Origin of the sequence: Bacillus sp. JJ634 (assembly GCF_036962285.1) — a bacterium.
In the GTDB taxonomy this organism is placed as follows: domain Bacteria; phylum Bacillota; class Bacilli; order Bacillales; family DSM-1321; genus Peribacillus; species Peribacillus asahii_A.
In genome coordinates this window covers 1-18655 of the sequence record NZ_JBALMU010000016.1, presented here as the reverse complement: position 1 = coordinate 18655, position 18655 = coordinate 1, and the positions used below count along the sequence as shown (strand labels likewise).

Sequence of the window (18655 nt, the reverse complement as noted above, 5' to 3'; positions counted from 1 at the left end):
AACTTACATAAAGTAACTTAAAAGTGGTTAAAAGAAATAAAAAATGAGTTAGGAAAAGTTATATGAAGTGCAGTTTTAGGACTTATTTTCTTCATTCATGGGTTATCAAAGTTTCAAGGTGGAATAACTAGCACTTTCAGCTTTTTTGACAGCATTGGAATTCCAGGGTTTATGGCTTATGTTATTGCATTAATCACAATCCTTCTGGGAATCGAATTCTGTTAGGGATTTAGCGGAAGGAAGATGTACATATGGAAGCTTCTGAGGGTTTAAAATATACAGGAATCGAAATTGGTCTCTACACGCTTGCAGATATCGGTCCTGATCCTCATACAGGAAAAACAGTTAGTGCTCATCAGCGAATCAAGGAAATCATTCAAGCCGCAAAGCTTGCTGATGAGGCTGGACTTGATGTCTTCGGGGTGGGGGAACATCATCGATTAGACTATGCGGTATCAGCTCCTCCAGTTGTTTTGGCAGCCATTGCCCAAGCAACTAAGCGAATTAAATTGACAAGTACCACTACTGTGCTAAGCACAGTGGATCCGGTTCGCTTGTTCGAGGACTTTGCAACCTTAGATTTACTTTCGGATGGCCGTGCAGAAATCATTGCCGGCCGGGGAGCATTTGTGGAATCTTTTCCTCTCTTTGGTTTTGACACAAATGACTACGATGCACTGTTTTCAGAAAATATGGATTTATTTTTAAAGCTGAATGAAAACGAGAGAATCTCTTGGACTGGACGATTTCGCTCCTCATTAAGGGAAGCTGAAATTGCACCGCGACCTGCTCAGAGTCAATTGCCAATCTGGATTGGAGTTGGGGGGACACCGGAGAGTGCAGTCCGTGCCGGCAAATTAGGAGTTGGTATGGCATTAGCTATCCTCGGCGGCAATCCAGTGAGATTTAAGCCACTGGTTGATCTATACTATAAAGCTGGCATCGAGGCCGGACACGATTTGGAAAATCTCAAGATTGGTGTAACAGGTCATGGATACATCTCAAAAACAACCCAGCGAGCCAAGGATGAGTTCTATCCCTATTATTCAAATTACTGGTCATACGTTAATCGTCAACGAGGAATGGGGTTTAGGATGTCAAGAGCAGATTTTGAGCAAATGACGAGTCCGGGTACTGCTTTGTTTGTTGGTAGTCCACAACAGATTGCCGAGAAAATTCTCCACCAATATGAGCTTTTCGGGCATAGTCGTTTCTTAGCACAAATGGACATAGGGGGACTGCCGTTTAAGAAAGTAGCTGAGGGCATTGAGCTGTTAGCAACGGAGGTAGCTCCAATTGTTCGGAAAGAAACGAATAAGTGAGTTTTAAACAGGCAAACATTAATTATTAAAACATATAGGCGGTGTGGAAGATGGGTTTTTTGGAAAAACTATTTGGGAAACAAACGAAGGAGGAAGAAATAATGACTGACAAATTAAACATTGGAATTATCTTAGGAAGCACACGTCAAGGACGTGTAAGTCCACAAGTAGGAAAATGGGTAAAAGAAATTGCGGACAAACGTGAAGATGCGAATTATGAAATAGTAGATATTGCTGATTTTAATTTACCGTTCTTAGGAACAACTGATGGAACGGAACCGGGAATTGCGGCTTGGAATGAAAAACTTGCGAATTTAGATGGATTCGTGTTCATTGTTCAAGAATATAACCACAGTATTACAGGAGCATTAAAAAATGCCCTTGATTTTGCGCGTGAAGCATGGAACGACAAAGCGGCTGGTATCGTTAGCTATGGTTCTACCGGCGGTGCTCGTGCAGCAGAACATTTACGTGGAATTTGCGGTGAATTAAAAATTGCTGACGTTCGTGTACATCCAACATTGTCGTTGTTTCTAGATTTTGAAAATGGAACTGATTTCAAACCTCAAGCCTTACATCTTGATAATGTCAATGCGATGCTTGGTGAAGTTGTGGCATGGAGTGGCGCCTTAAAAACTTTAAGATAAAAAATAGAAATTAGGGAGAATGGAGTGACAATCATGAAGATTGCAGTTATTGGGGCGAGCGGGAAAGCAGGACGGTTTATTTTAAAAGAAGGGGTCGAACGAGGTCATCAAGTAACAGCTGTTGTTAGAGATGCGTCGAAGCTTACAGAGAAAAACGGGGCAGTTATTGAAAAAAGTATATTTGACCTAACTTCAGAGGATTTAAAGCCGTTTGATGTAGTCGTTAATGCTTTCGGTGCTCCTCTTGGCGAAGAGCAAGCCCATGTCGACGCTGGTCATGCACTCATTGAGGCACTTAAAGGAACAAACACAAGAGCGATCATTGTCGGAGGCGCCGGGAGTCTTTTTGTAGATGAAAATAAAACCGTTAGAGTCATTGATACACCTGATTTTCCTGATATGTTTAAACCTACAGCATCAGGTCAGGCACGAAATCTCAAAGAATTACAGGAAACATCCGGTATCATGTGGACATTCATCAGTCCTTCAGCTATGTTTGATCCTGAAGGAAAGAGAACGGGATCCTATCAAACAGGAAAAGATCATCTACTTGTTAATTCACAAGGCGACAGCTATATTAGCTATGCGGACTATGCAATTGCCGTACTAGATGAAATAGAAAAACCTCAGCATATGAATGAAAGATTTACAGTAGTTGGTGAAGCTAAATAAAAAACCTGGAGTTGTATCCAGCGAGACTGTCCTAAAAGTCATGAAAAATGGCTTTTGAGGGCAGTTTTTTTGAATTTTAGACACAAAATATTCCTGGATTTTCGTTTTCAACCCAGGAGTGAAATCCGAATGACTAATGAAATCAGGAATTTAGTCAGCGAATATTTTATAATGAAGAATTCGATAATAAATTAGATTACATGTTCAGCACATCACAAAGATAAAGTTGCAAATCTATAAATATCAATAAACTCCGGGTTAGGTCAATGCACCTTTCTTTGTAGAACATCATCTTCCTTTATAACAGATACGGAATAATCGGTACTACAATAGCGAGAAATAATGCCGAGGTTGTCATGGCCACATTTCCCATTGCTCCTTCTTCTTCCCCCCATACGAGTGAACGATTCGCCCCAAGCATTTGCGCTGAAGTGCCCATAGCCAAGCCTTTCGCCGATTTACTTTTAATTCCTAAATACTTGAGCAAATTAGGACCAATCATGACGGATATTAAGGCAGAAATGATAACAAAGATAATGGTCGTTGAGGCTAATCCACCAAGATCTGTCGCTATTGTTAAGGCGATAGGAAGTGTAACAGACTTTGGAATTAAGGAGGCTAGAAGCTGCTCGTTCAAGTGGAATAAATGGGACAGCGAAAATATGGAAATAACTCCAAGTGCCGTTCCGCATATTACACCTATAAAGATTTTTTTGTAATTTTTCTTTAAGAAAGACCATTGTTTATAAAGAGGAACCGCTAAAGATACAACAGCTAATTGCAGTAGTTGATTAAAGATGAAGTTAACTTGTTGATATGTTTCTTCATGGACGTGAAAGAGGAGTAACAGGGAAATTAGAAGTACGGATGCGGTGTATAAAGGATTTAGCCAATTTTTTTTATATTTATTATAGATTTTTAATGAGACAAAGTAACAGGCGATTGTCATTATGATACAGAAGGATACTTTTAATAGGACTATGTTCATTTTGCTCTCCTCCTTTTTAATTTTTCATACCATTCTACAGTGAAGGCTGTGCCTAACAAGCAACAAATACTGCTTACAATTAGAATAATTAAGATATTCCACTGTAAAATATCTAAAAAACTTGATGATAAAAACAGGCCGGCAATGGGAGGGATAAAGAGTAATGTTAAGTGTTTTAATTGAAAAGATGAGGCTTTCTCAATCCATTTAATATTAACTGACCTTGTTAAAAGGCCAATAAATAGAAGAATCATTCCAACAATAGCGCCAGGTAGAGGGATGGAAAAAAGTGAAACAATCATATGTCCAAGGAAGAGAAACACGATAAGGATGATAAACTGGAAAAGCCAACTAAGTTTCATATCCCCTCTCTCCATTCATTTGTAAAATTAATTTTTATTTTAGAGGGGATTTATCTGTTTGTCAGCTTTTTTGTGAGGAAATCTAACAAAAAATAGGTGATTGATGCAGGCTTTTTGTAAGAGAATCTTACAAAAAGTGATTTATGTGCATGCATGTTTGGATAATAAAAATATAAGAAAAGTGTGTAGGTGAATAAATGAAGGATAACATTCAAGAAAAGCTTGATGAAATTTTGGAAAGTGTAGAAATATATCCAGAGTATTCTTCAGACATAATCAGAGTAAAGAATTTCACTTGGAATAAGGACCTTGTGGATTTTATTGTTGAGTATTATATTAATGGAACTAAATGTATTTTTTGCTACAATAATCAAATCGCTAAAGAATGTGATTCCATTAAGGACAATCCTTTAGAACAGTTAGAATGGGAGCTTACATACATAAAAAGAATGTATGTAAGAGGGATTGGCGCGAAAGAATACTATCCTTGTACAACGATTGAACATTAAGAAGTTAATATAGTTGAACCTGCTTAATAACCCTCAAAGTGGAATTGTAAGAGAATGTATGGTTGTTCAAAACCTGTGTAGACTTGTTAGCCTATACAGGTTTTTTATACTTGCGAAGGTTTATAAAGGAGCGCTTTGATTTTTATCTTATTTCGTAAATCGATTGGCATAGCTTGACGCAACGAAAGAATTTGGTTTGATTTTAGGCTCAAGTCCCATCGATTCAATTCTTGCCGTCATTTCTTCGACAAATATTTTTGTTTTATTGCGATTACCCGAACCGATGTCCAAATGGCCTTCCATTGTAAATGTAGCTCCTTTGTATATAAAAGGAAGTACGATATCAATCATCACGTTTTTCTTTTCCTCTGTAAACAGAGAAACGACTTCTTCTGTTAATGAAGTTTCATGAGAGAGTCGTTCATGTATTCGATCCATTCTTCTTGGAATAGTCACTTTTCGAATACAAGCCCATGCTCCTTTTCCTTCATTTAGAATGACAATTCCTGTAATGAAAACGGTATGTCTTTCATGCACTTGAGAATCGGTACCAATCATTAAGCGATAATTGCCATTGCGATTTAAAGTCATAAATCTAATAATTCGGTCAAATACTTGCTCAAAGGTCATTTCTTTTTCTTGTAAATTTTGAAATAAGAAATCATTAGCCATCTAATCACCTGCATTCATTCTTTTGTTTAGTTTGAATTTCTATTAAACATACCGACACGCATTAAATTGGAAAAACTCTCTATAGTCATATCTATGCAGCTTTGTCCTATTGTTGTGAAGAAAGTGCATACTGAACATAAAAAAGAATGAAAAGGGAAGAGCAATTACTATTTACGAGTTTAGAAGAGACAAGGATATCGGTCCGAAAATGAATCTAGATTTGAAATGAATGACTTTTAAGGTTGAAGAGTTGGAGAACAAGATATAATCCTCATTCTTTCAATAGGTTTGTAAGGATACCTGTCATTCTCTCGTTATTTATGATAAGATTTCGACAAGAATAGATTGATTATTCGAATTATTTAGTTCAAATGTAATAGTTTGTTCTAACATAGAACATCCGCCTTATCAGGAACTTATCTTCGCTGAAGGAAGAGGGGAAGATATGCAGCAGTTTAGCAATAAGCTGGCGAATTTTAAGATAGAGAGTATGGTAGGTTATGGTGATATTTGTAGAAAGTACATATCGATTTAGAGACATATAACAACAAGAAGGTTAGTTAATGGGGGAGTCATAAATGAAAAAGAAATTTCTCGGACTGCTTACAGTTATGGCACTTGTTTTTTTGCTTGTGTTAGCAGGGTGTGCACCATCAAAATCTGATCAATCTATTGAAAAAGATGTAAAGAGGGAAATGGATGAGCTTGTGCTGTCTATTAAAGGAGAGCCTGATACAGGGTTTGATCCGACAACTAGTTGGGGGCGTTATGGATCTCCGTTGTTTCAAAGCACTTTATTAAAAAGGGATCATAATCTTAATATTGTTAACGATCTTGCAATAAGCTACGAAGTGGCGAAGGATGGCAGCCAAATCAACAATTACTAGATGCTTTAGGAATTGAGCAGGAATGGTTAACGAGGTTCCCAAATGAACTTTCTGGAGGAGAGTTACAAAGGTTTTGTGTAGCTCGTGCACTTGGTCCCAATACTCATTATTTAATTGCGGATGAAATGACAACGATGCTTGATGCCATTACCCAGGCTCAAATTTGGAATGCCGTACTAAAAATTGCTGAACAACGAAAGATGGGAATGATTGTTGTCAGTCATGACATGAATTTGATTCAACAACTTTGTCATCGAGTTATTGAGATAGATCATTTGAATACATAAAAGTAATTGTTCAACCGAGGATGCATTTCTCTATGTAGAGAGTGTATCCTTTTTCATTATAAGGACTATATCTAGTCGATGAAAAAAATATCACTTTTCTCTTGACCTTTACGCAACGTAAAGGTTTATGATGAGGATGATCAGGAGGGGCAACCATGGAATATACAGTAAACAAATTGGCGCAGTTATCAGGTGTGAGCAGCCGTACACTTCGCTACTATGATCAAATTGGGTTGCTTAAGCCGGCAAGAATCAATTCGTCCGGTTATCGCATTTACGGTCAAAAAGAGGTTGACTTGCTTCAGCAAATTTTATTCTATCGTGAGTTGGAAGTCCGTTTAGAAGAAATTATAGAAATAATAAATCAGCCAACTTTTAATCAAACGACTGCTTTGAAAAATCATTACAATAATCTAAAGAAAAAGCGGGCCCGTCTTGATAAAATAATCGCGACTATCGAGATGACAATTGCCAGCAAAGAGGGAGGAATATCTATGCAAGACAAACAAAAATTTGAAGGCCTCAAAGAAAAAATGATTGAGGAAAACGAACAGAACTATGGAAAAGAGATTCGCGAAAAGTATGGGGATGAGACAGTAGATGCCAGCAATGCAAAATTAAGAGGTATGTCTCAAGAAGACTACCAAGCTATGGCTGTCTTAGGGGAAGAAATATTGTCATTGCTTGAGAAGGCATATGAAACAGGAGATCCTGCATCGGACGTGGCACAGGAACTTGCGGCAAAACATAAGGAATGGTTGATGTATTCATGGCCCAATTACTCCAAAGAAGCGCATGCTGGGCTGGCAGAAATGTATGTTGCAGATGAGCGCTTTACAGCTTACTATGATAAGAATGTTAAGGGCGGAACGGAATTTTTACGAGATGCGATTTTGATTTATCTAGGTATGAAGTAGTTTTCAAATAAGTAAATGTGTAGAGTGTTTACTTAAGATATAACTATGAGGGAGCCATAAAACAGGACGGAAATATAAAACCTTATGACTAAGCCTAATACGGGGAGACAATGTTGCAAAATGTTGTTTAAACAAATAAAAAAGTCGATTCCTGTACGTTGGGGGAATCGGCTTTTTGGTTGAAATTCACTTAGCGTACAAAATTTCTGAAATGTTGGCGATACCTCTATAAGGCTTTTAAAACCATTGTGATGGGAGTATTACCAGAGATGAGGTCAAAGGAACGGTTAAAAGTATTTTCCTCATCTAATGAGACAAAGATTGTTTGAGCTACATCCTCACGTGGAATCGAGCCCCTTTGTAAATTTTCTTTGGCCGATATTTGGCCTGTGCCTGGCTCATTTAAAAGACCTCCAGGACGAATGATTGTATAGGTAAGATTACTTTGTATTAACATCCTATCAGCGTAATGCTTAGCGACATAATATGGTTTTATTGTTTCATTCCAGTTTTCACGATTATGTGCCTGTAGTGCACTAACCATAATAAATCGCTTGATGCCTGCTTTTTCAGCAGCTTCCATCATTTTCACAGCGCCATCAAGATCAATTAATAGAGTTTGATCAAACCCTGTATGTCCTCCAGAACCTGATGAAAAAACGATAGCGTCACAGCCATTGACTGCTTCAGCCAGTTCATTAACCGTGCCTTTTAAGTCAGCTACTACAGTCTCTACTCCTCTTTTTTTCAATACCTCTGCTTGTTCTTCTTTTCTAACCATGGCTTTGACAGTATGTAATTTGCTTTCATGGATCAGGTTGACTAATATTCTTCCAATTTGTCCATTAGCTCCAACAACAAATACTTTCATAAAATCATTCTCCTTTCTTTTTTGCTGTATCAATTTTTTGTAGTTTATACCATATTTATACATATGGAACGACTGAGTCCCCACTGGATAAAGTAATTCAAGATTTAATATAGACCAATAATACTGCTTGAGAGTAATGTTTAGTACAACTTATCATGGTTATCTTCAGTTTAGAATCCTTAAGGGGGAATGTGAGAGTATGTATGGATAGAAGAGGACGTGAGATTTTAAGGGAAATAAGGGTTGTGTAAGATTGAAAAAGAGTGTGAAGAGCGTTAACAATCTCATTATAAGAATGAAATAAAATATTGAAAACATACTATAAATTCAGAGGAAGGAAATTTGCAAATTTTCACAAATATTTAATTTGTATATAATCGATTCAAATATTATCCTTAAATTGAAAGGGGAGGTTATTATGGGGAAATTAGAAGGTAAAGTAGCAATCGTTACTGGTGGAGCTTCTGGTATTGGATTAGCGACAGTGGAGGCATTTGTGGAGAAGGGTGTAAAAGTTGTATTAGCTGATTTTAATGAAGAAGCAGGAAAAGCAGCTGAAATGAAGCTAAAAGATAAAGGGGCAGATGTTTTATTTGTAAAAGTAAACGTTGCAGATGAGAAATCAGTAGAAGATCTTGTAGCTCAAACGGTTAATCAATATGGTAAATTAGATATTTTAATCAATAATGCTGGGGTAGGGGCTCTTGCTGCCACTCATGAGCTTACTTTTGAAGAATACAACAGGGTTATTTCGATTAATCAAAATGGTGTATTTTTCGGTGCAAAATATGCTATTCGTGAGATGCTAAAAACTGGCGGAGGTTCCATCGTAAATACGGCTTCTATTTTAGGTACAGTAGGACAAGCTGGAGCATTTGCGTATAATGCGTCAAAAGGTGCGGTAAATATTTTGACAAAATCACTTGCTTTGGAGTATGCGAAACAAAATATTAGAGTAAACGCTGTTTGTCCGGGTTATGTGGAGTCTGGAATGGTTAATAAAGCAGCTCTTGGTGATTTTTATGATGGACTTGTTGCACAACATCCGGTTGGTAGACTTGGTCGACCAGAAGAAATTGCACACGCTATTATCTTTTTAAGTGAAAATGATTTTATGACTGGAAGCACATTGCTTATTGATGGAGGATATACAGCGCAGTAATAAGCTTATGTCAACAAAATGTGTATTGTACATGCAAAAAAATCCAGCTTTCGTATGTTAAGGAATTGAACTTCCCTCCAATTGTTAGACATCGTCTAACAATTGGGAGGTACTCTTGATCTAAGGTAGTTATATAATGGTACCGAGCCAATGTCTCTAATTATCCTCTCTTAAACTTAGTTACGAAAAATTTTCATTTAATCCTCCATGCCTTCAATAAAAGTTGTACGGCATTTTCTAATTCACCTTCATGAATGCCGGCGAATCCGAGAATAATTTTGGGTGCATTTTTATTGATTTTCTCAATCGAATAGGCAGACAGTGGATATACTTTTAAACGTGCTTCCGCTGCTTTTTGTACGAGCGTATCTTCGTCCATTCCATTATGAACATCCAGGACAATATGAAGCCCCGATTGTTCGCCAATAATACTAAATTGTTCGTCATAGGGTTTTAGTAAATGAATCACTTTTTCTAATTTACGCCGATACACTTTGCGCATTCGATTTAAATGTTTTTCAAAATCTCCTTGTCTCATAAATTGTGTAAGTACATGCTGGTCAATACGAGAAACAGTTGAGTGGTAAAAGGTCAGCTGTGCGTGATAACGCTGTAGTAATGATTTTGGTAGAACCATATAACTAACTCGAAGCGATGGCATAAGCGATTTTGAAAATGATCCTAAATAAATAACTTTATCGTTTGTATCATTGCTTTGTAGTGAAGGAATTGTTTTCCCGCTATAACGAAATTCACTATCGTAATCATCTTCAATGATATAGCGTCTTTCAGAAGCATTTGCCCAGTTTAGTAGTTGCATTCTTCGATTAACAGATAGTACGGTACCATAAGGAAAGTGATGGGAAGGCGTCACATACACAATATCAATTTTTGATGGCTTAATTGCTTCGACTTTGACCCCTTCATGATCGACTTCAAGCGGATACACTTCATTTGGATAAGATTGGAGCATCCGTAAAATAAGATGATACCCAGGGTCTTCCACTCCATATACTGTTTCGCTCCCAAATAGTAAGAAAAGCTGCTGTAACAAAATCTCAACCCCAGCGCCGACAATGATTTGTTCCGAGGTACAACGAACTCCTCGTGCTTCATATAAATAGTGGGCAACCTCTCGGCGAAGAGCGATTTCTCCTTGTGCTTCCCCTAGCAATAGAAGATGATGCTGTGATTCATCAATTGTGTTTTTCATATATTTTCTCCACTGTGAAAAAGGAAAGTGCTCGGTATCGACATGGCTCGGATGAAAATTGTATAACGTTTCAGGAGGAGCTTCATCGTTAGCTGCTTCTTCAGGTTGGGACGAAGAGACATATTCTAAATCCTCAAATGCTTGCACGTAATATCCTTTTCTTGGAATAACTTCTACGTATCCTTCTGCTCGAAGTTGATCATAAGCCGATTCAACTGTATTTTGACTAATTTGTAATACATCGATTAATTGCCGCTTAGACGGAAGCTTTGTTCCATAGCTTAAACGGCCTTCAATAATTTCGTTTTTAATATATAAATATAATTGTTCGTATAAAGGGATTTCACTGTGACGTTGTAAGTTACAAGCTAATGTATTCATGCTGACCTCTTTTCTGACCTCTTTGATTTATCTCAATCTGACACTTTTAATACAATCAGTTTCTTTTATACTAAGAGACAAATCTAAAGATTGCAAATCTTTTTAATAGAGGAGAGACATATAACATGAGTAAATTAGTAGGAACTGAGACTGTTAAACGAGGAATGGCCCAAATGCAAAAAGGCGGCGTTATTATGGACGTTGTGAATGCAGAGCAAGCAAAAATTGCGGAAGCAGCTGGAGCGGTAGCCGTTATGGCATTAGAACGAGTACCATCTGATATTCGTGCCGCTGGTGGAGTAGCACGTATGGCGGATCCGCGAATTGTAGAGGAAGTGTTAAATGCTGTTTCGATTCCAGTTATGGCAAAAGCGCGTATCGGTCATATCGTTGAGGCACGTGTATTAGAAGCAATGGGCGTAGACTACATCGATGAAAGTGAAGTATTAACACCAGCTGATGAAGAGTTCCACATTTTAAAAAGTGAGTATACAGTACCATTTGTTTGTGGTTGCCGTGATTTAGGGGAAGCAGCACGCCGTATTGGAGAAGGAGCTTCTATGTTACGAACAAAAGGGGAACCTGGGACAGGAAATATCGTAGAAGCGGTTCGTCATATGCGTAAAGTACAAGCGCAAGTGCGTAAAGTTACAGTGATGAGCGATGATGAATTAATGACGGAAGCGAAAAATCTTGGAGCACCTTATGAAGTGCTAAAACAAATTAAAGAAGCAGGTAAATTACCAGTCGTAAACTTTGCAGCTGGCGGTATTGCTACACCAGCTGATGCGGCTCTTATGATGCAATTAGGAGCAGACGGTGTATTCGTTGGATCCGGTATTTTTAAATCAGAAAATCCAGAAAAATTCGCAAGCAGCATCGTGCAAGCGACTACTTATTACACAGACTATGAATTAATTGGGAAATTATCGAAAGAACTTGGCAGCCCAATGAAAGGAATCGATATTTCTAAATTAAATCCACAAGAACGTATGCAAGAGCGTGGTTGGTAAAATGACGACAATTGGCGTATTAGATTTACAAGGAGCAACGATTGAACATATTCAACAATTAGAAGGTTTAGGTGTTGATGCGCTGCTTGTAAAGAAACCGGAGCAGTTACAACAAATTGATGGGCTTATTATTCCAGGAGGAGAAAGTACAGCAATCGGTAAAATGATGAAACGTTATGATTTTATTGAACCGATTCAACAATTTGCATCTTTAGGAAAGCCGATTTTTGGAACCTGTGCGGGTCTTGTATTACTCGCTAAAGATTTAGGTGGAGCGGAAGACAGCCATTTGAATCTAATGGATATTTCCGTACAACGAAATGGATTTGGTCGTCAGCGTGATAGTTTTGAAATAGATCTTGCAATTAAAGGTATCGATCAGCCCGTTCCTGCTGTCTTTATTCGTGCCCCTTATATAGAAAGCGTTGGAAACAATGTCGATGTATTAGCAACGCATGATGATAAAATTGTTGCTGCTAAGCAAAACGATCTTCTTGTTAGCTCGTTTCATCCAGAATTAACGGACGATCGTCGTTTTCTACAGTTGTTTATTAATATGGTAGAAAGTAAGCTTCAATCTCAATAAGAATTAAAGGCCGTGATGGAAATGTCACGGCCTTTAATCCGTATTTTCAACTAGGTTAAGTATGATTTTCTTGGTGAAAACCTTGACAATTAGTTATTAGAATATTAAGCTAATTTAAACAATATACTTCTTATCAAGAGAAGCGGAGGGATTGGCCTATAGATTTGGGCAACCTTTGTTAAGAGACAGAATGGTGTTCAGCAAGCAATGCTTTGAAAGGGAAGTATGAGAAGATGTACATATCAGCCTTTTTCTTTCAGAAAGAGGAATTTTTGTGTCTAAGTGAGCCGCTTTTTGTTAATAATCTCTTGAGAAGATAGTTATGATTAGGAGGAAATGAATCGATGAGCCAAATTGTTATTATATCAGGAAGTCCAGCAGTACCTTCAAGAACAGACATCACACTAAAATATTTCGAATCATTAGTGAATGAAGCCGGTTTTTCGACTGTCACGTATTCTGTTACAGATTTCGCAGCTGACGATCTTGTAAAAGGTCGGTATGATAGTTCAGATATTGTTAAATTTGCAGATGTGGTTAAACAAGCAGATGCTGTGATTATTGGATCTCCTGTTTATAAAGCTTCTTATACAGGTGTGTTAAAGTCTTTACTTGATTTATTACCTGAAAGTGTTTTGAAAAACAAACCTGTTTTGCCAATGATGGTTGGTGGGAGTACACGTCATTTATTAGCGATTGATTACTCGTTAAAACCGTTAATTGGTATTTTGAAAGGACAGCCGCTCCAAGGTTTATATTTTGTTGATGGTGAAATTGATAAAAACGATACAGCTGTACCAATTAAAGATAAAGAATTGTTAGAACGTATTCAAAGCCAAATTGCTGAATTAGTTGAAGCTATTGAAAAAGGAAAATCGGCAAATTAATCTTGTAGAGAGCATATACATTTAGTACGTCTTGAAAAGCAAGATTTACTAAATGATGCATAAAAAAAGTAAAATTATCGGTATAATATGTCTTTTAGTGAAAGCAGTTATTTTTTTAAGTATTATTCTTAGTAAAGACATAGGACAAATGGGTTGTGTTTGTTATTTGATGGTAGTTGATTTCCTAAATTACAGAGGAATTTTGTATTGAATAAAGAAGAAGGGGGGGTTCTTAGCTTGGAAAAAGATAAACAATCTATTGACATCTTTCAACGCCTTCAAGAAATGTTAGCTTCTATGAGGTATGGATCAATTACGTTAGTGATTCAAGATGGAAAAGTGATTCAAGTGGAGCGTAATGAGAAGGTAAGAATTAAATGATAAAAGTTCAATGCAGCACTGTTCAATATTTTGAGCGGTGCTTTTTTATTTTAGATATTTTATTGGAAGCAAATGGTGCTGTGTAACAAAGCCATAAGAAAAAAGCGAATAACTTATTGGGAAATTGTGGGTATACCCAATCCAAAAAGACAAGTCACTAATATACTAACCTTGAATCTAAGTTGAGGGGAGTTTAATTATATGGCGAACGCTACGAATTCATTGTTTAGCAACATTCTTCAAAATATAAATTCACAAGTAGGAGGGAATCTAAATACATTACAAAATACAGTAAATGATGCACAAAACCAAGCGCAAAATGCAGTAAATAATGTACAAAACGCAGTAGATAATGTACAAAACCAAATACAAAACACTAATGTGCTTGACCTGACGACGATTTCATCGGCACTTAACTCTGTTCTTGCGCAACAACTGAACAATGGAGGTGAAAATGGGGACGATAACCAAAATCAAAATTTACAAGATCAATTAGGAAACCTAGGAAACTTAGGTAATTCTACTTTACTCAGTTTGATGACAATTTCATCATCTCTTGAAACTATTCTTACTCGATTATTAGAGAATAGAGAAAACCAGAACAATAACCAAAACAACAATCAAGACAACAACGAAAATCAAAACCAAGATAACAACGAAAACCAAAATCAAAACCAAGACCAAAACCAAAATCAAAATTACCAAAATCAAAACTATAACCAAAACCAGAATTACCAAAACTATAACCAAAATCAAAACTACAACCAGAACCAACAACAACAACAGCAACAGCAACAAGCAGATATTGCCGAAGCAAGTAATTTAGCTCAAATGGTAGTTTACAGCCAATTGATGTCTCGAATAATGGCTCAAGGAAATAGCTAACGTTAATTTGAAGACTAAAAACAGCCATCCATCAGGTGGCTGTTTCATTTTTATCTAGCGAGAAGTCTCCTTATTTCAAAACCAAATGATGCCAAGCAGATATAATTTAAGTAGAGATAGTGCAAAAAATGTGATTCAATCCTCATACTACTCATATTAATAGAAAGAAGAGTATATAATTTATCAATCTATTAAGTGAGGTGTTGTCTATCGTTATTCGTTATGTAGGAAACGTATTTCTTTTTCTTTTAGCACTATTATTGATGGTTTTCTTTTTTATAGGTCAAGAAATCGTGGATATTAACGCCTTCTTATCCGGTCGCTGGAATTCAGTATTTGTGGTGTTTCTTAGTATTTTCCTTGAAGCTCTTCCTTTTCTATTAATAGGTGTTCTAGCTTCAGCGTTTATTCAATTATTTGTTAGTGAAGAGATGGTTCAAAGATGTATTCCGAAAAATTCGATCAAAGCTCTCTTTTTTGCTATCATTGCAGCACTGGTGACGCCAGTATGCGAATGTGCAATTATTCCTGTAGTAAGGAGGCTTATTCAAAAAGGGATTCCGTTGCATGCAGGAGTGGTCCTTTTAGTGGCGGCTCCAATCTTAAACTTTATTGTATTTGCCTCTACGTATTATGCTTTTCCGAATCATCCTGCCCTGTTTTATGGAAGAATTCTTTTATGTGTGATAACAGCTTTGTTAGTCGGTCTTTTCACTCTAGTATTTTTTAATGGAAAAGTTGAACATGTGATTCATAACTATGGTGAACTATCTCATAGTATAGAAGGAAGTAAAACCTCCTTTTCTGAAAGATGGAGAGAGTTTATTCAGCATTTTTCTCAAGATTTCTTCTCGGTCGTTAAGTATTTTATTATCGGGGCGTTAATCGCAAGTTGCTTGCAAGTATTTTTCAATCGTTCTCTATTAATTGAACTAGGTGAACAATCAATTTTTGGTACAGCTGCAATGATGGGATTTTCTTATTTGCTTTCTCTTTGCTCTGAAGCAGATGCTTTTGTTGCAGCCACATTTGTGAATAGTTTTCGTCCAGAAGCTATGCTAGGTTTTTTAGTATTCGGACCGATGCTGGATCTGAAGAATACGTTTGTGCTATTTGCTTGTTTTAAACCACGCTTTGTTATTATGTTTATCATTGTGGTCACTTGTATTGTGTTTAGCTTATCCTTATTAGCTGGTGTCATCATAGAGGTGGGAGGTTTATAATGGGGAAATATAGTGTTGGATTTCGTAGAAAGTTAGAAGCATTGTTATTACTTGCGAGCGGCTTGATGATTTTTAAGTTATATGTGTCAGGTAATTTAAGTCATATTCTCGCTGATCGAATGCTTCCTTTTTCTATTATTGCGCTCATTTTGTTTAGTGTAATTAGTGTATGTCTATTTCAAAGTGGTAAAACCCATGTTTCAAGCTGTGATTGCTGCGGATATGAAACGTCAAAAAAGAAACGAGTTATATATCCTTACTTGCTTTTTGGTATTCCTCTTTTTTTAGGTTTCATAATGACAGATTTTTCGCTAAGTGAACAAGCATTAGCGAATAAGGGGCTGCAAAATGGTACTTTTTCAACAAAGAAAATGGAAGAAGGTTCATATGATTTAGAAAAAGACGCTATTCAAGTAACGGATGAAAACTATTTCGAAGTTTTTAATAATTTATATACGTTTCTAGATGATATGGAAGGTAAACAAATTTCTTTAGCAGGTTTTGTTTATCGTGAACCGGATTTTCCAAATAATCAAATTGCTATTGCTCGCTTAACGATGACTTGTTGTATTGCAGATGCTAATGTATATGGTTTTATTTTTCGAGGGGATGTTGAAAAATTGAAAACGAATCAATGGTACGAAGTCCAAGGAAAGATAGGAAAAGAAACGTACAAGGGAGAAGTCATCCCAGTCATTCGATTGGATGCATTTAATCAAATCCAACCGCCAAAAGAGCAATATTTATCAGAATATACAAGTATTGAATAATTTTTTACGTAAAAACTTGCAAACAGTAATGATTACGGTTTATTATAATGAGGTGATTTAATCGTAATAATTACGATTTGGATTCCGAAGTGGAGGGAATGAAATGAAACAAAAGAAAATTCCGGTCACTGTACTCAGCGGGTATTTAGGTTCCGGGAAAACAACGTTACTTAATCATATACTTGCGAATTGTGAAAATAAGAAAGTGGCCGTAATCGTAAACGATATGAGTGAGGTCAATATTGACGCAAGTATAGTGAAGCAAGGCGGATTTGTCAGAACTGATGAAACATTAGTGGAAATGCAAAACGGCTGCATTTGCTGCACGCTTCGAGAAGATTTAATTATGGAAGTCGAAAAGCTAGCTCAATTGGGTCATATTGATTACATTGTCATTGAGTCGACGGGAATTAGTGAGCCGATACCAGTTGCTCAAACATTTACATATGTAGATGAAAGCCTTGGCATCGATTTATCAAAATTTTGCCGCCTAGACACAATGGTAACTGTTATCGACGCAAATCGATTTTGGCAGGATTTTGCTTCAGGCGAAACGTTACTCGACCGAAAGCAGGCTGCAAATGATGAGGATGAAAGAGAGGTAGCTGATCTCCTCATTGACCAAATAGAATTTGCCAATGTCCTTGTTTTGAATAAAACGGATTTAGTCGTAAAAAATCGGCTAGCTGAGTTAAAGGCTGTCCTTCAAGCATTAAATCCTGATGCAAATATCATTGAAACCGTTCATTCACAGCTTTCATTGGATCAAGTACTTGACACCCAATTATTTGATTTTGAAACATCAAGCCAAAGTGCTGGATGGATGAAAGAACTGAATGAAGAACATGTTCCTGAAACTGAGGAGTATGGGATTGCATCATTTGTTTTTAGAAGGAAAAAGCCATTTCATCCAGGACGTCTTATGGACTGGATCGAAAATTGGCCAGTTGAAGTGGTCCGTGCTAAAGGATTTCTTTGGCTTGCAACACGAAACAATGTGGCTTCCTTGCTTTCTCAAGCTGGTCCGTCATTAACTTTAGAGAAAGCAGGGGAGTGGATTGCTGCTTATTCAGAAGAAGAACAGCAGCAAGTTCTCAAAGAAGAACCTGAGCTTTTAGAACGCTGGGATGCAATATATGGAGACAGGATGACTGAATTAGTTCTAATTGGGATTGGAATGGATCAAAAGCAAATCACTGATTCATTAGATAGCTGCCTGCTAACGGATGATGAAATGAATCAAGATTGGGCCACTTTTTATGATCCACTGCCAGTTTTTCAAAACTAAGTTAATCACATTGAGGAGGAATTTATCATGAGAGTAAAAATTACGTTAGCATGTACAGAGACGGGAGACCGTAATTACATCACAACTAAAAATAAACGGAACAATCCAGATCGAATTGAATTAAAAAAATATTGCCCGCGATTAAAAAGAGTCACTTTGCATCGAGAAACAAAATAAATGAATATTTTTATGATTTAAATCGTAATCATTACAATTAATGCTAAGGAGGAAAGGAATATGGCTAAAAAATCAAAAGTGGCTAAAGCCATCAAACAACAAAAATTGGTTGAACAATATGCGGAAATTCGCAAAGAATTAAAGGAAAAAGGTGATTTTGCAGCGTTAAATAAATTACCTCGTGATTCTTCACCAACACGATTGCATAATAGGTGTGCGGTAACGGGCAGACCAAGAGGATATTTACGTAAATTCAACATGTCTCGTATCGTTTTTCGTGAGCTTGCACATAAAGGGCAACTACCAGGAGTGAAAAAAGCCAGTTGGTAAGCATACGAAGGTTGACTCAAAAGCAGAGGGTTCAAACCCTTTGTGAGCGAGTCACGATTGTATGCTGAGGAAAATCTGTTCAAATCAGAGAAAGTCAAACTTATACTACCATTCATATACTCGAGGTACAAAAAATGAATGATAAATTAATGGAGTTTTTGTTAAGGGATGAGGTAAGCAAGCTTACTGATGAGAAGATGAGGTAAGCAAGCTTACTGATGAGAA

The 18655-nt window shown here is 36.9% G+C and carries 23 protein-coding genes and 2 pseudogenes; 20 read left to right on the top strand and 5 right to left on the bottom strand.

The window, feature by feature from the left end; all coding sequences use genetic code 11:
- Positions 1 to 84 precede the first annotated feature (84 nt).
- The 4 genes and pseudogenes from V7068_RS03135 to V7068_RS03120 all read left to right on the top strand — a co-directional run.
- Positions 85 to 213: pseudogene (locus V7068_RS03135) on the top strand (DoxX family membrane protein); the annotation flags it as partial.
- A 38-nt stretch (positions 214 to 251) separates the two neighbouring features.
- A complete protein-coding gene (locus V7068_RS03130; RefSeq protein WP_499710968.1) occupies positions 252 to 1322 on the top strand; it encodes an LLM class flavin-dependent oxidoreductase in 1071 nt (356 codons plus the stop codon).
- 50 nt (positions 1323 to 1372) lie between these two features.
- On the top strand, positions 1373 to 1969 hold the full coding sequence (locus V7068_RS03125) for an NADPH-dependent FMN reductase (RefSeq protein ID WP_499710967.1): 597 nt from the start codon (positions 1373 to 1375) through the stop codon (positions 1967 to 1969).
- A gap of 33 nt (positions 1970 to 2002) precedes the next feature.
- Entirely contained in the window at positions 2003 to 2641 is a 639-nt protein-coding gene (locus tag V7068_RS03120) for an NAD(P)-dependent oxidoreductase (RefSeq protein WP_499710965.1), read from the top strand.
- A 298-nt stretch (positions 2642 to 2939) separates the two neighbouring features.
- Here V7068_RS03120 and V7068_RS03115 read toward each other — a convergent pair whose 3' ends face one another.
- Both V7068_RS03115 and V7068_RS03110 read right to left on the bottom strand, forming a co-directional pair.
- Complete coding sequence (locus V7068_RS03115) at positions 2940 to 3629, bottom strand: LrgB family protein (RefSeq protein WP_127760479.1); 690 nt, start codon at positions 3627 to 3629, stop codon at positions 2940 to 2942.
- Positions 3626 to 3991 carry a CidA/LrgA family protein gene (locus tag V7068_RS03110; protein ID WP_499710964.1) on the bottom strand — a complete coding sequence of 122 codons (366 nt, stop codon included), beginning with the start codon at positions 3989 to 3991 and terminating at the stop codon, positions 3626 to 3628. Before V7068_RS03110 ends, V7068_RS03115 begins: the two co-directional genes overlap by 4 nt.
- A gap of 197 nt (positions 3992 to 4188) precedes the next feature.
- Here V7068_RS03110 and V7068_RS03105 point away from each other — a divergent pair, with 197 nt between their 5' ends.
- Positions 4189 to 4500 carry a hypothetical protein gene (locus tag V7068_RS03105; RefSeq protein ID WP_499710963.1) on the top strand — a complete coding sequence of 104 codons (312 nt, stop codon included), beginning with the start codon at positions 4189 to 4191 and terminating at the stop codon, positions 4498 to 4500.
- 147 nt (positions 4501 to 4647) lie between these two features.
- Here V7068_RS03105 and V7068_RS03100 read toward each other — a convergent pair whose 3' ends face one another.
- Positions 4648 to 5172 (bottom strand): ribonuclease H-like YkuK family protein, encoded by a 525-nt coding sequence (locus V7068_RS03100; protein WP_375350234.1) that lies wholly within the window; start codon positions 5170 to 5172, stop codon positions 4648 to 4650.
- A 578-nt stretch (positions 5173 to 5750) separates the two neighbouring features.
- Between V7068_RS03100 and V7068_RS03095 the strand changes: the two genes are divergently transcribed.
- The 4 genes and pseudogenes from V7068_RS03095 (at position 5751) to V7068_RS03080 (ending at position 7263) form a co-directional block, all read left to right on the top strand.
- Positions 5751 to 6059 (top strand): hypothetical protein, encoded by a 309-nt coding sequence (locus tag V7068_RS03095; RefSeq protein ID WP_499710962.1) that lies wholly within the window; start codon positions 5751 to 5753, stop codon positions 6057 to 6059.
- A gap of 11 nt (positions 6060 to 6070) precedes the next feature.
- A pseudogene (locus V7068_RS03090) lies at positions 6071 to 6130 on the top strand (ABC transporter ATP-binding protein); the annotation flags it as partial.
- A gap of 54 nt (positions 6131 to 6184) precedes the next feature.
- Positions 6185 to 6346, top strand: a complete 162-nt coding sequence (locus V7068_RS03085) for a hypothetical protein (protein WP_499710961.1) — start codon at positions 6185 to 6187, stop codon at positions 6344 to 6346.
- A 155-nt stretch (positions 6347 to 6501) separates the two neighbouring features.
- Positions 6502 to 7263, top strand: coding sequence for a MerR family transcriptional regulator (locus tag V7068_RS03080; RefSeq protein WP_499710959.1), 762 nt, complete (start codon positions 6502 to 6504; stop codon positions 7261 to 7263).
- A gap of 226 nt (positions 7264 to 7489) precedes the next feature.
- Here the strand turns inward: V7068_RS03080 and V7068_RS03075 are convergent, their stop codons facing one another.
- A complete protein-coding gene (locus V7068_RS03075) occupies positions 7490 to 8134 on the bottom strand; it encodes an SDR family oxidoreductase (protein WP_499710958.1) in 645 nt (214 codons plus the stop codon).
- Positions 8135 to 8552: 418 nt separating this feature from the next.
- Here V7068_RS03075 and V7068_RS03070 point away from each other — a divergent pair, with 418 nt between their 5' ends.
- Positions 8553 to 9296 carry an SDR family NAD(P)-dependent oxidoreductase gene (locus tag V7068_RS03070; protein ID WP_499710957.1) on the top strand — a complete coding sequence of 248 codons (744 nt, stop codon included), beginning with the start codon at positions 8553 to 8555 and terminating at the stop codon, positions 9294 to 9296.
- A 193-nt stretch (positions 9297 to 9489) separates the two neighbouring features.
- Here V7068_RS03070 and pdxR read toward each other — a convergent pair whose 3' ends face one another.
- Positions 9490 to 10890, bottom strand: coding sequence for a MocR-like pyridoxine biosynthesis transcription factor PdxR (gene pdxR, locus V7068_RS03065; RefSeq protein WP_499710956.1), 1401 nt, complete (start codon positions 10888 to 10890; stop codon positions 9490 to 9492).
- Between the two features lie 125 nt (positions 10891 to 11015).
- Here pdxR and pdxS point away from each other — a divergent pair, with 125 nt between their 5' ends.
- The 10 genes from pdxS to rpsN all read left to right on the top strand — a co-directional run bounded on the left by pdxS (position 11016) and on the right by rpsN (position 18430).
- Positions 11016 to 11903, top strand: coding sequence for a pyridoxal 5'-phosphate synthase lyase subunit PdxS (gene pdxS / locus V7068_RS03060; RefSeq protein ID WP_499710955.1), 888 nt, complete (start codon positions 11016 to 11018; stop codon positions 11901 to 11903).
- Between the two features lies 1 nt (position 11904).
- A complete protein-coding gene (gene pdxT / locus V7068_RS03055) occupies positions 11905 to 12489 on the top strand; it encodes a pyridoxal 5'-phosphate synthase glutaminase subunit PdxT (RefSeq protein WP_499710953.1) in 585 nt (194 codons plus the stop codon).
- Between the two features lie 344 nt (positions 12490 to 12833).
- Entirely contained in the window at positions 12834 to 13376 is a 543-nt protein-coding gene (gene ssuE, locus V7068_RS03050; RefSeq protein WP_499710952.1) for an NADPH-dependent FMN reductase, read from the top strand.
- Positions 13377 to 13634: 258 nt separating this feature from the next.
- Positions 13635 to 13757 carry a YezD family protein gene (locus V7068_RS03045; RefSeq protein WP_499710989.1) on the top strand — a complete coding sequence of 41 codons (123 nt, stop codon included), beginning with the start codon at positions 13635 to 13637 and terminating at the stop codon, positions 13755 to 13757.
- Positions 13758 to 13958: 201 nt separating this feature from the next.
- On the top strand, positions 13959 to 14642 hold the full coding sequence (locus V7068_RS03040) for a hypothetical protein (RefSeq protein WP_499710951.1): 684 nt from the start codon (positions 13959 to 13961) through the stop codon (positions 14640 to 14642).
- Between the two features lie 203 nt (positions 14643 to 14845).
- Positions 14846 to 15865 carry a permease gene (locus V7068_RS03035; RefSeq protein ID WP_499710950.1) on the top strand — a complete coding sequence of 340 codons (1020 nt, stop codon included), beginning with the start codon at positions 14846 to 14848 and terminating at the stop codon, positions 15863 to 15865.
- Positions 15865 to 16635 (top strand): TIGR03943 family putative permease subunit, encoded by a 771-nt coding sequence (locus V7068_RS03030; RefSeq protein WP_499710949.1) that lies wholly within the window; start codon positions 15865 to 15867, stop codon positions 16633 to 16635. The genes V7068_RS03035 and V7068_RS03030 overlap by 1 nt, the downstream gene beginning before the upstream one ends.
- Positions 16636 to 16738: 103 nt before the next feature.
- A complete protein-coding gene (locus V7068_RS03025) occupies positions 16739 to 17923 on the top strand; it encodes a GTP-binding protein (protein WP_499710948.1) in 1185 nt (394 codons plus the stop codon).
- 27 nt (positions 17924 to 17950) lie between these two features.
- The gene (gene rpmG, locus V7068_RS03020; RefSeq protein WP_252282398.1) at positions 17951 to 18100 is read left to right on the top strand and encodes a 50S ribosomal protein L33; all 150 of its coding nucleotides are present in this window, start codon (positions 17951 to 17953) and stop codon (positions 18098 to 18100) included.
- Positions 18101 to 18160: 60 nt separating this feature from the next.
- Positions 18161 to 18430 carry a 30S ribosomal protein S14 gene (gene rpsN, locus V7068_RS03015; RefSeq protein WP_127760121.1) on the top strand — a complete coding sequence of 90 codons (270 nt, stop codon included), beginning with the start codon at positions 18161 to 18163 and terminating at the stop codon, positions 18428 to 18430.
- Positions 18431 to 18655 lie beyond the last annotated feature (225 nt).

Bases quoted from the DNA above. Each gene is read 5' to 3' on its own strand.
- V7068_RS03130 (WP_499710968.1), top strand. From the start codon at position 252: ATGGAAGCTTCTGAGGGTTTAAAATATACAGGAATCGAAATTGGTCTC.
- V7068_RS03125 (WP_499710967.1), top strand. From the start codon at position 1,373: ATGGGTTTTTTGGAAAAACTATTTGGGAAACAAACGAAGGAGGAAGAA.
- V7068_RS03120 (WP_499710965.1), top strand. From the start codon at position 2,003: ATGAAGATTGCAGTTATTGGGGCGAGCGGGAAAGCAGGACGGTTTATT.
- V7068_RS03115 (WP_127760479.1), bottom strand. From the start codon at position 3,629: ATGAACATAGTCCTATTAAAAGTATCCTTCTGTATCATAATGACAATC.
- V7068_RS03110 (WP_499710964.1), bottom strand. From the start codon at position 3,991: ATGAAACTTAGTTGGCTTTTCCAGTTTATCATCCTTATCGTGTTTCTC.
- V7068_RS03105 (WP_499710963.1), top strand. From the start codon at position 4,189: ATGAAGGATAACATTCAAGAAAAGCTTGATGAAATTTTGGAAAGTGTA.
- V7068_RS03100 (WP_375350234.1), bottom strand. From the start codon at position 5,172: ATGGCTAATGATTTCTTATTTCAAAATTTACAAGAAAAAGAAATGACC.
- V7068_RS03095 (WP_499710962.1), top strand. From the start codon at position 5,751: ATGAAAAAGAAATTTCTCGGACTGCTTACAGTTATGGCACTTGTTTTT.
- V7068_RS03085 (WP_499710961.1), top strand. From the start codon at position 6,185: ATGACAACGATGCTTGATGCCATTACCCAGGCTCAAATTTGGAATGCC.
- V7068_RS03080 (WP_499710959.1), top strand. From the start codon at position 6,502: ATGGAATATACAGTAAACAAATTGGCGCAGTTATCAGGTGTGAGCAGC.
- V7068_RS03075 (WP_499710958.1), bottom strand. From the start codon at position 8,134: ATGAAAGTATTTGTTGTTGGAGCTAATGGACAAATTGGAAGAATATTA.
- V7068_RS03070 (WP_499710957.1), top strand. From the start codon at position 8,553: ATGGGGAAATTAGAAGGTAAAGTAGCAATCGTTACTGGTGGAGCTTCT.
- pdxR (WP_499710956.1), bottom strand. From the start codon at position 10,890: ATGAATACATTAGCTTGTAACTTACAACGTCACAGTGAAATCCCTTTA.
- pdxS (WP_499710955.1), top strand. From the start codon at position 11,016: ATGAGTAAATTAGTAGGAACTGAGACTGTTAAACGAGGAATGGCCCAA.
- pdxT (WP_499710953.1), top strand. From the start codon at position 11,905: ATGACGACAATTGGCGTATTAGATTTACAAGGAGCAACGATTGAACAT.
- ssuE (WP_499710952.1), top strand. From the start codon at position 12,834: ATGAGCCAAATTGTTATTATATCAGGAAGTCCAGCAGTACCTTCAAGA.
- V7068_RS03040 (WP_499710951.1), top strand. From the start codon at position 13,959: ATGGCGAACGCTACGAATTCATTGTTTAGCAACATTCTTCAAAATATA.
- V7068_RS03030 (WP_499710949.1), top strand. From the start codon at position 15,865: ATGGGGAAATATAGTGTTGGATTTCGTAGAAAGTTAGAAGCATTGTTA.
- V7068_RS03025 (WP_499710948.1), top strand. From the start codon at position 16,739: ATGAAACAAAAGAAAATTCCGGTCACTGTACTCAGCGGGTATTTAGGT.
- rpmG (WP_252282398.1), top strand. From the start codon at position 17,951: ATGAGAGTAAAAATTACGTTAGCATGTACAGAGACGGGAGACCGTAAT.
- rpsN (WP_127760121.1), top strand. From the start codon at position 18,161: ATGGCTAAAAAATCAAAAGTGGCTAAAGCCATCAAACAACAAAAATTG.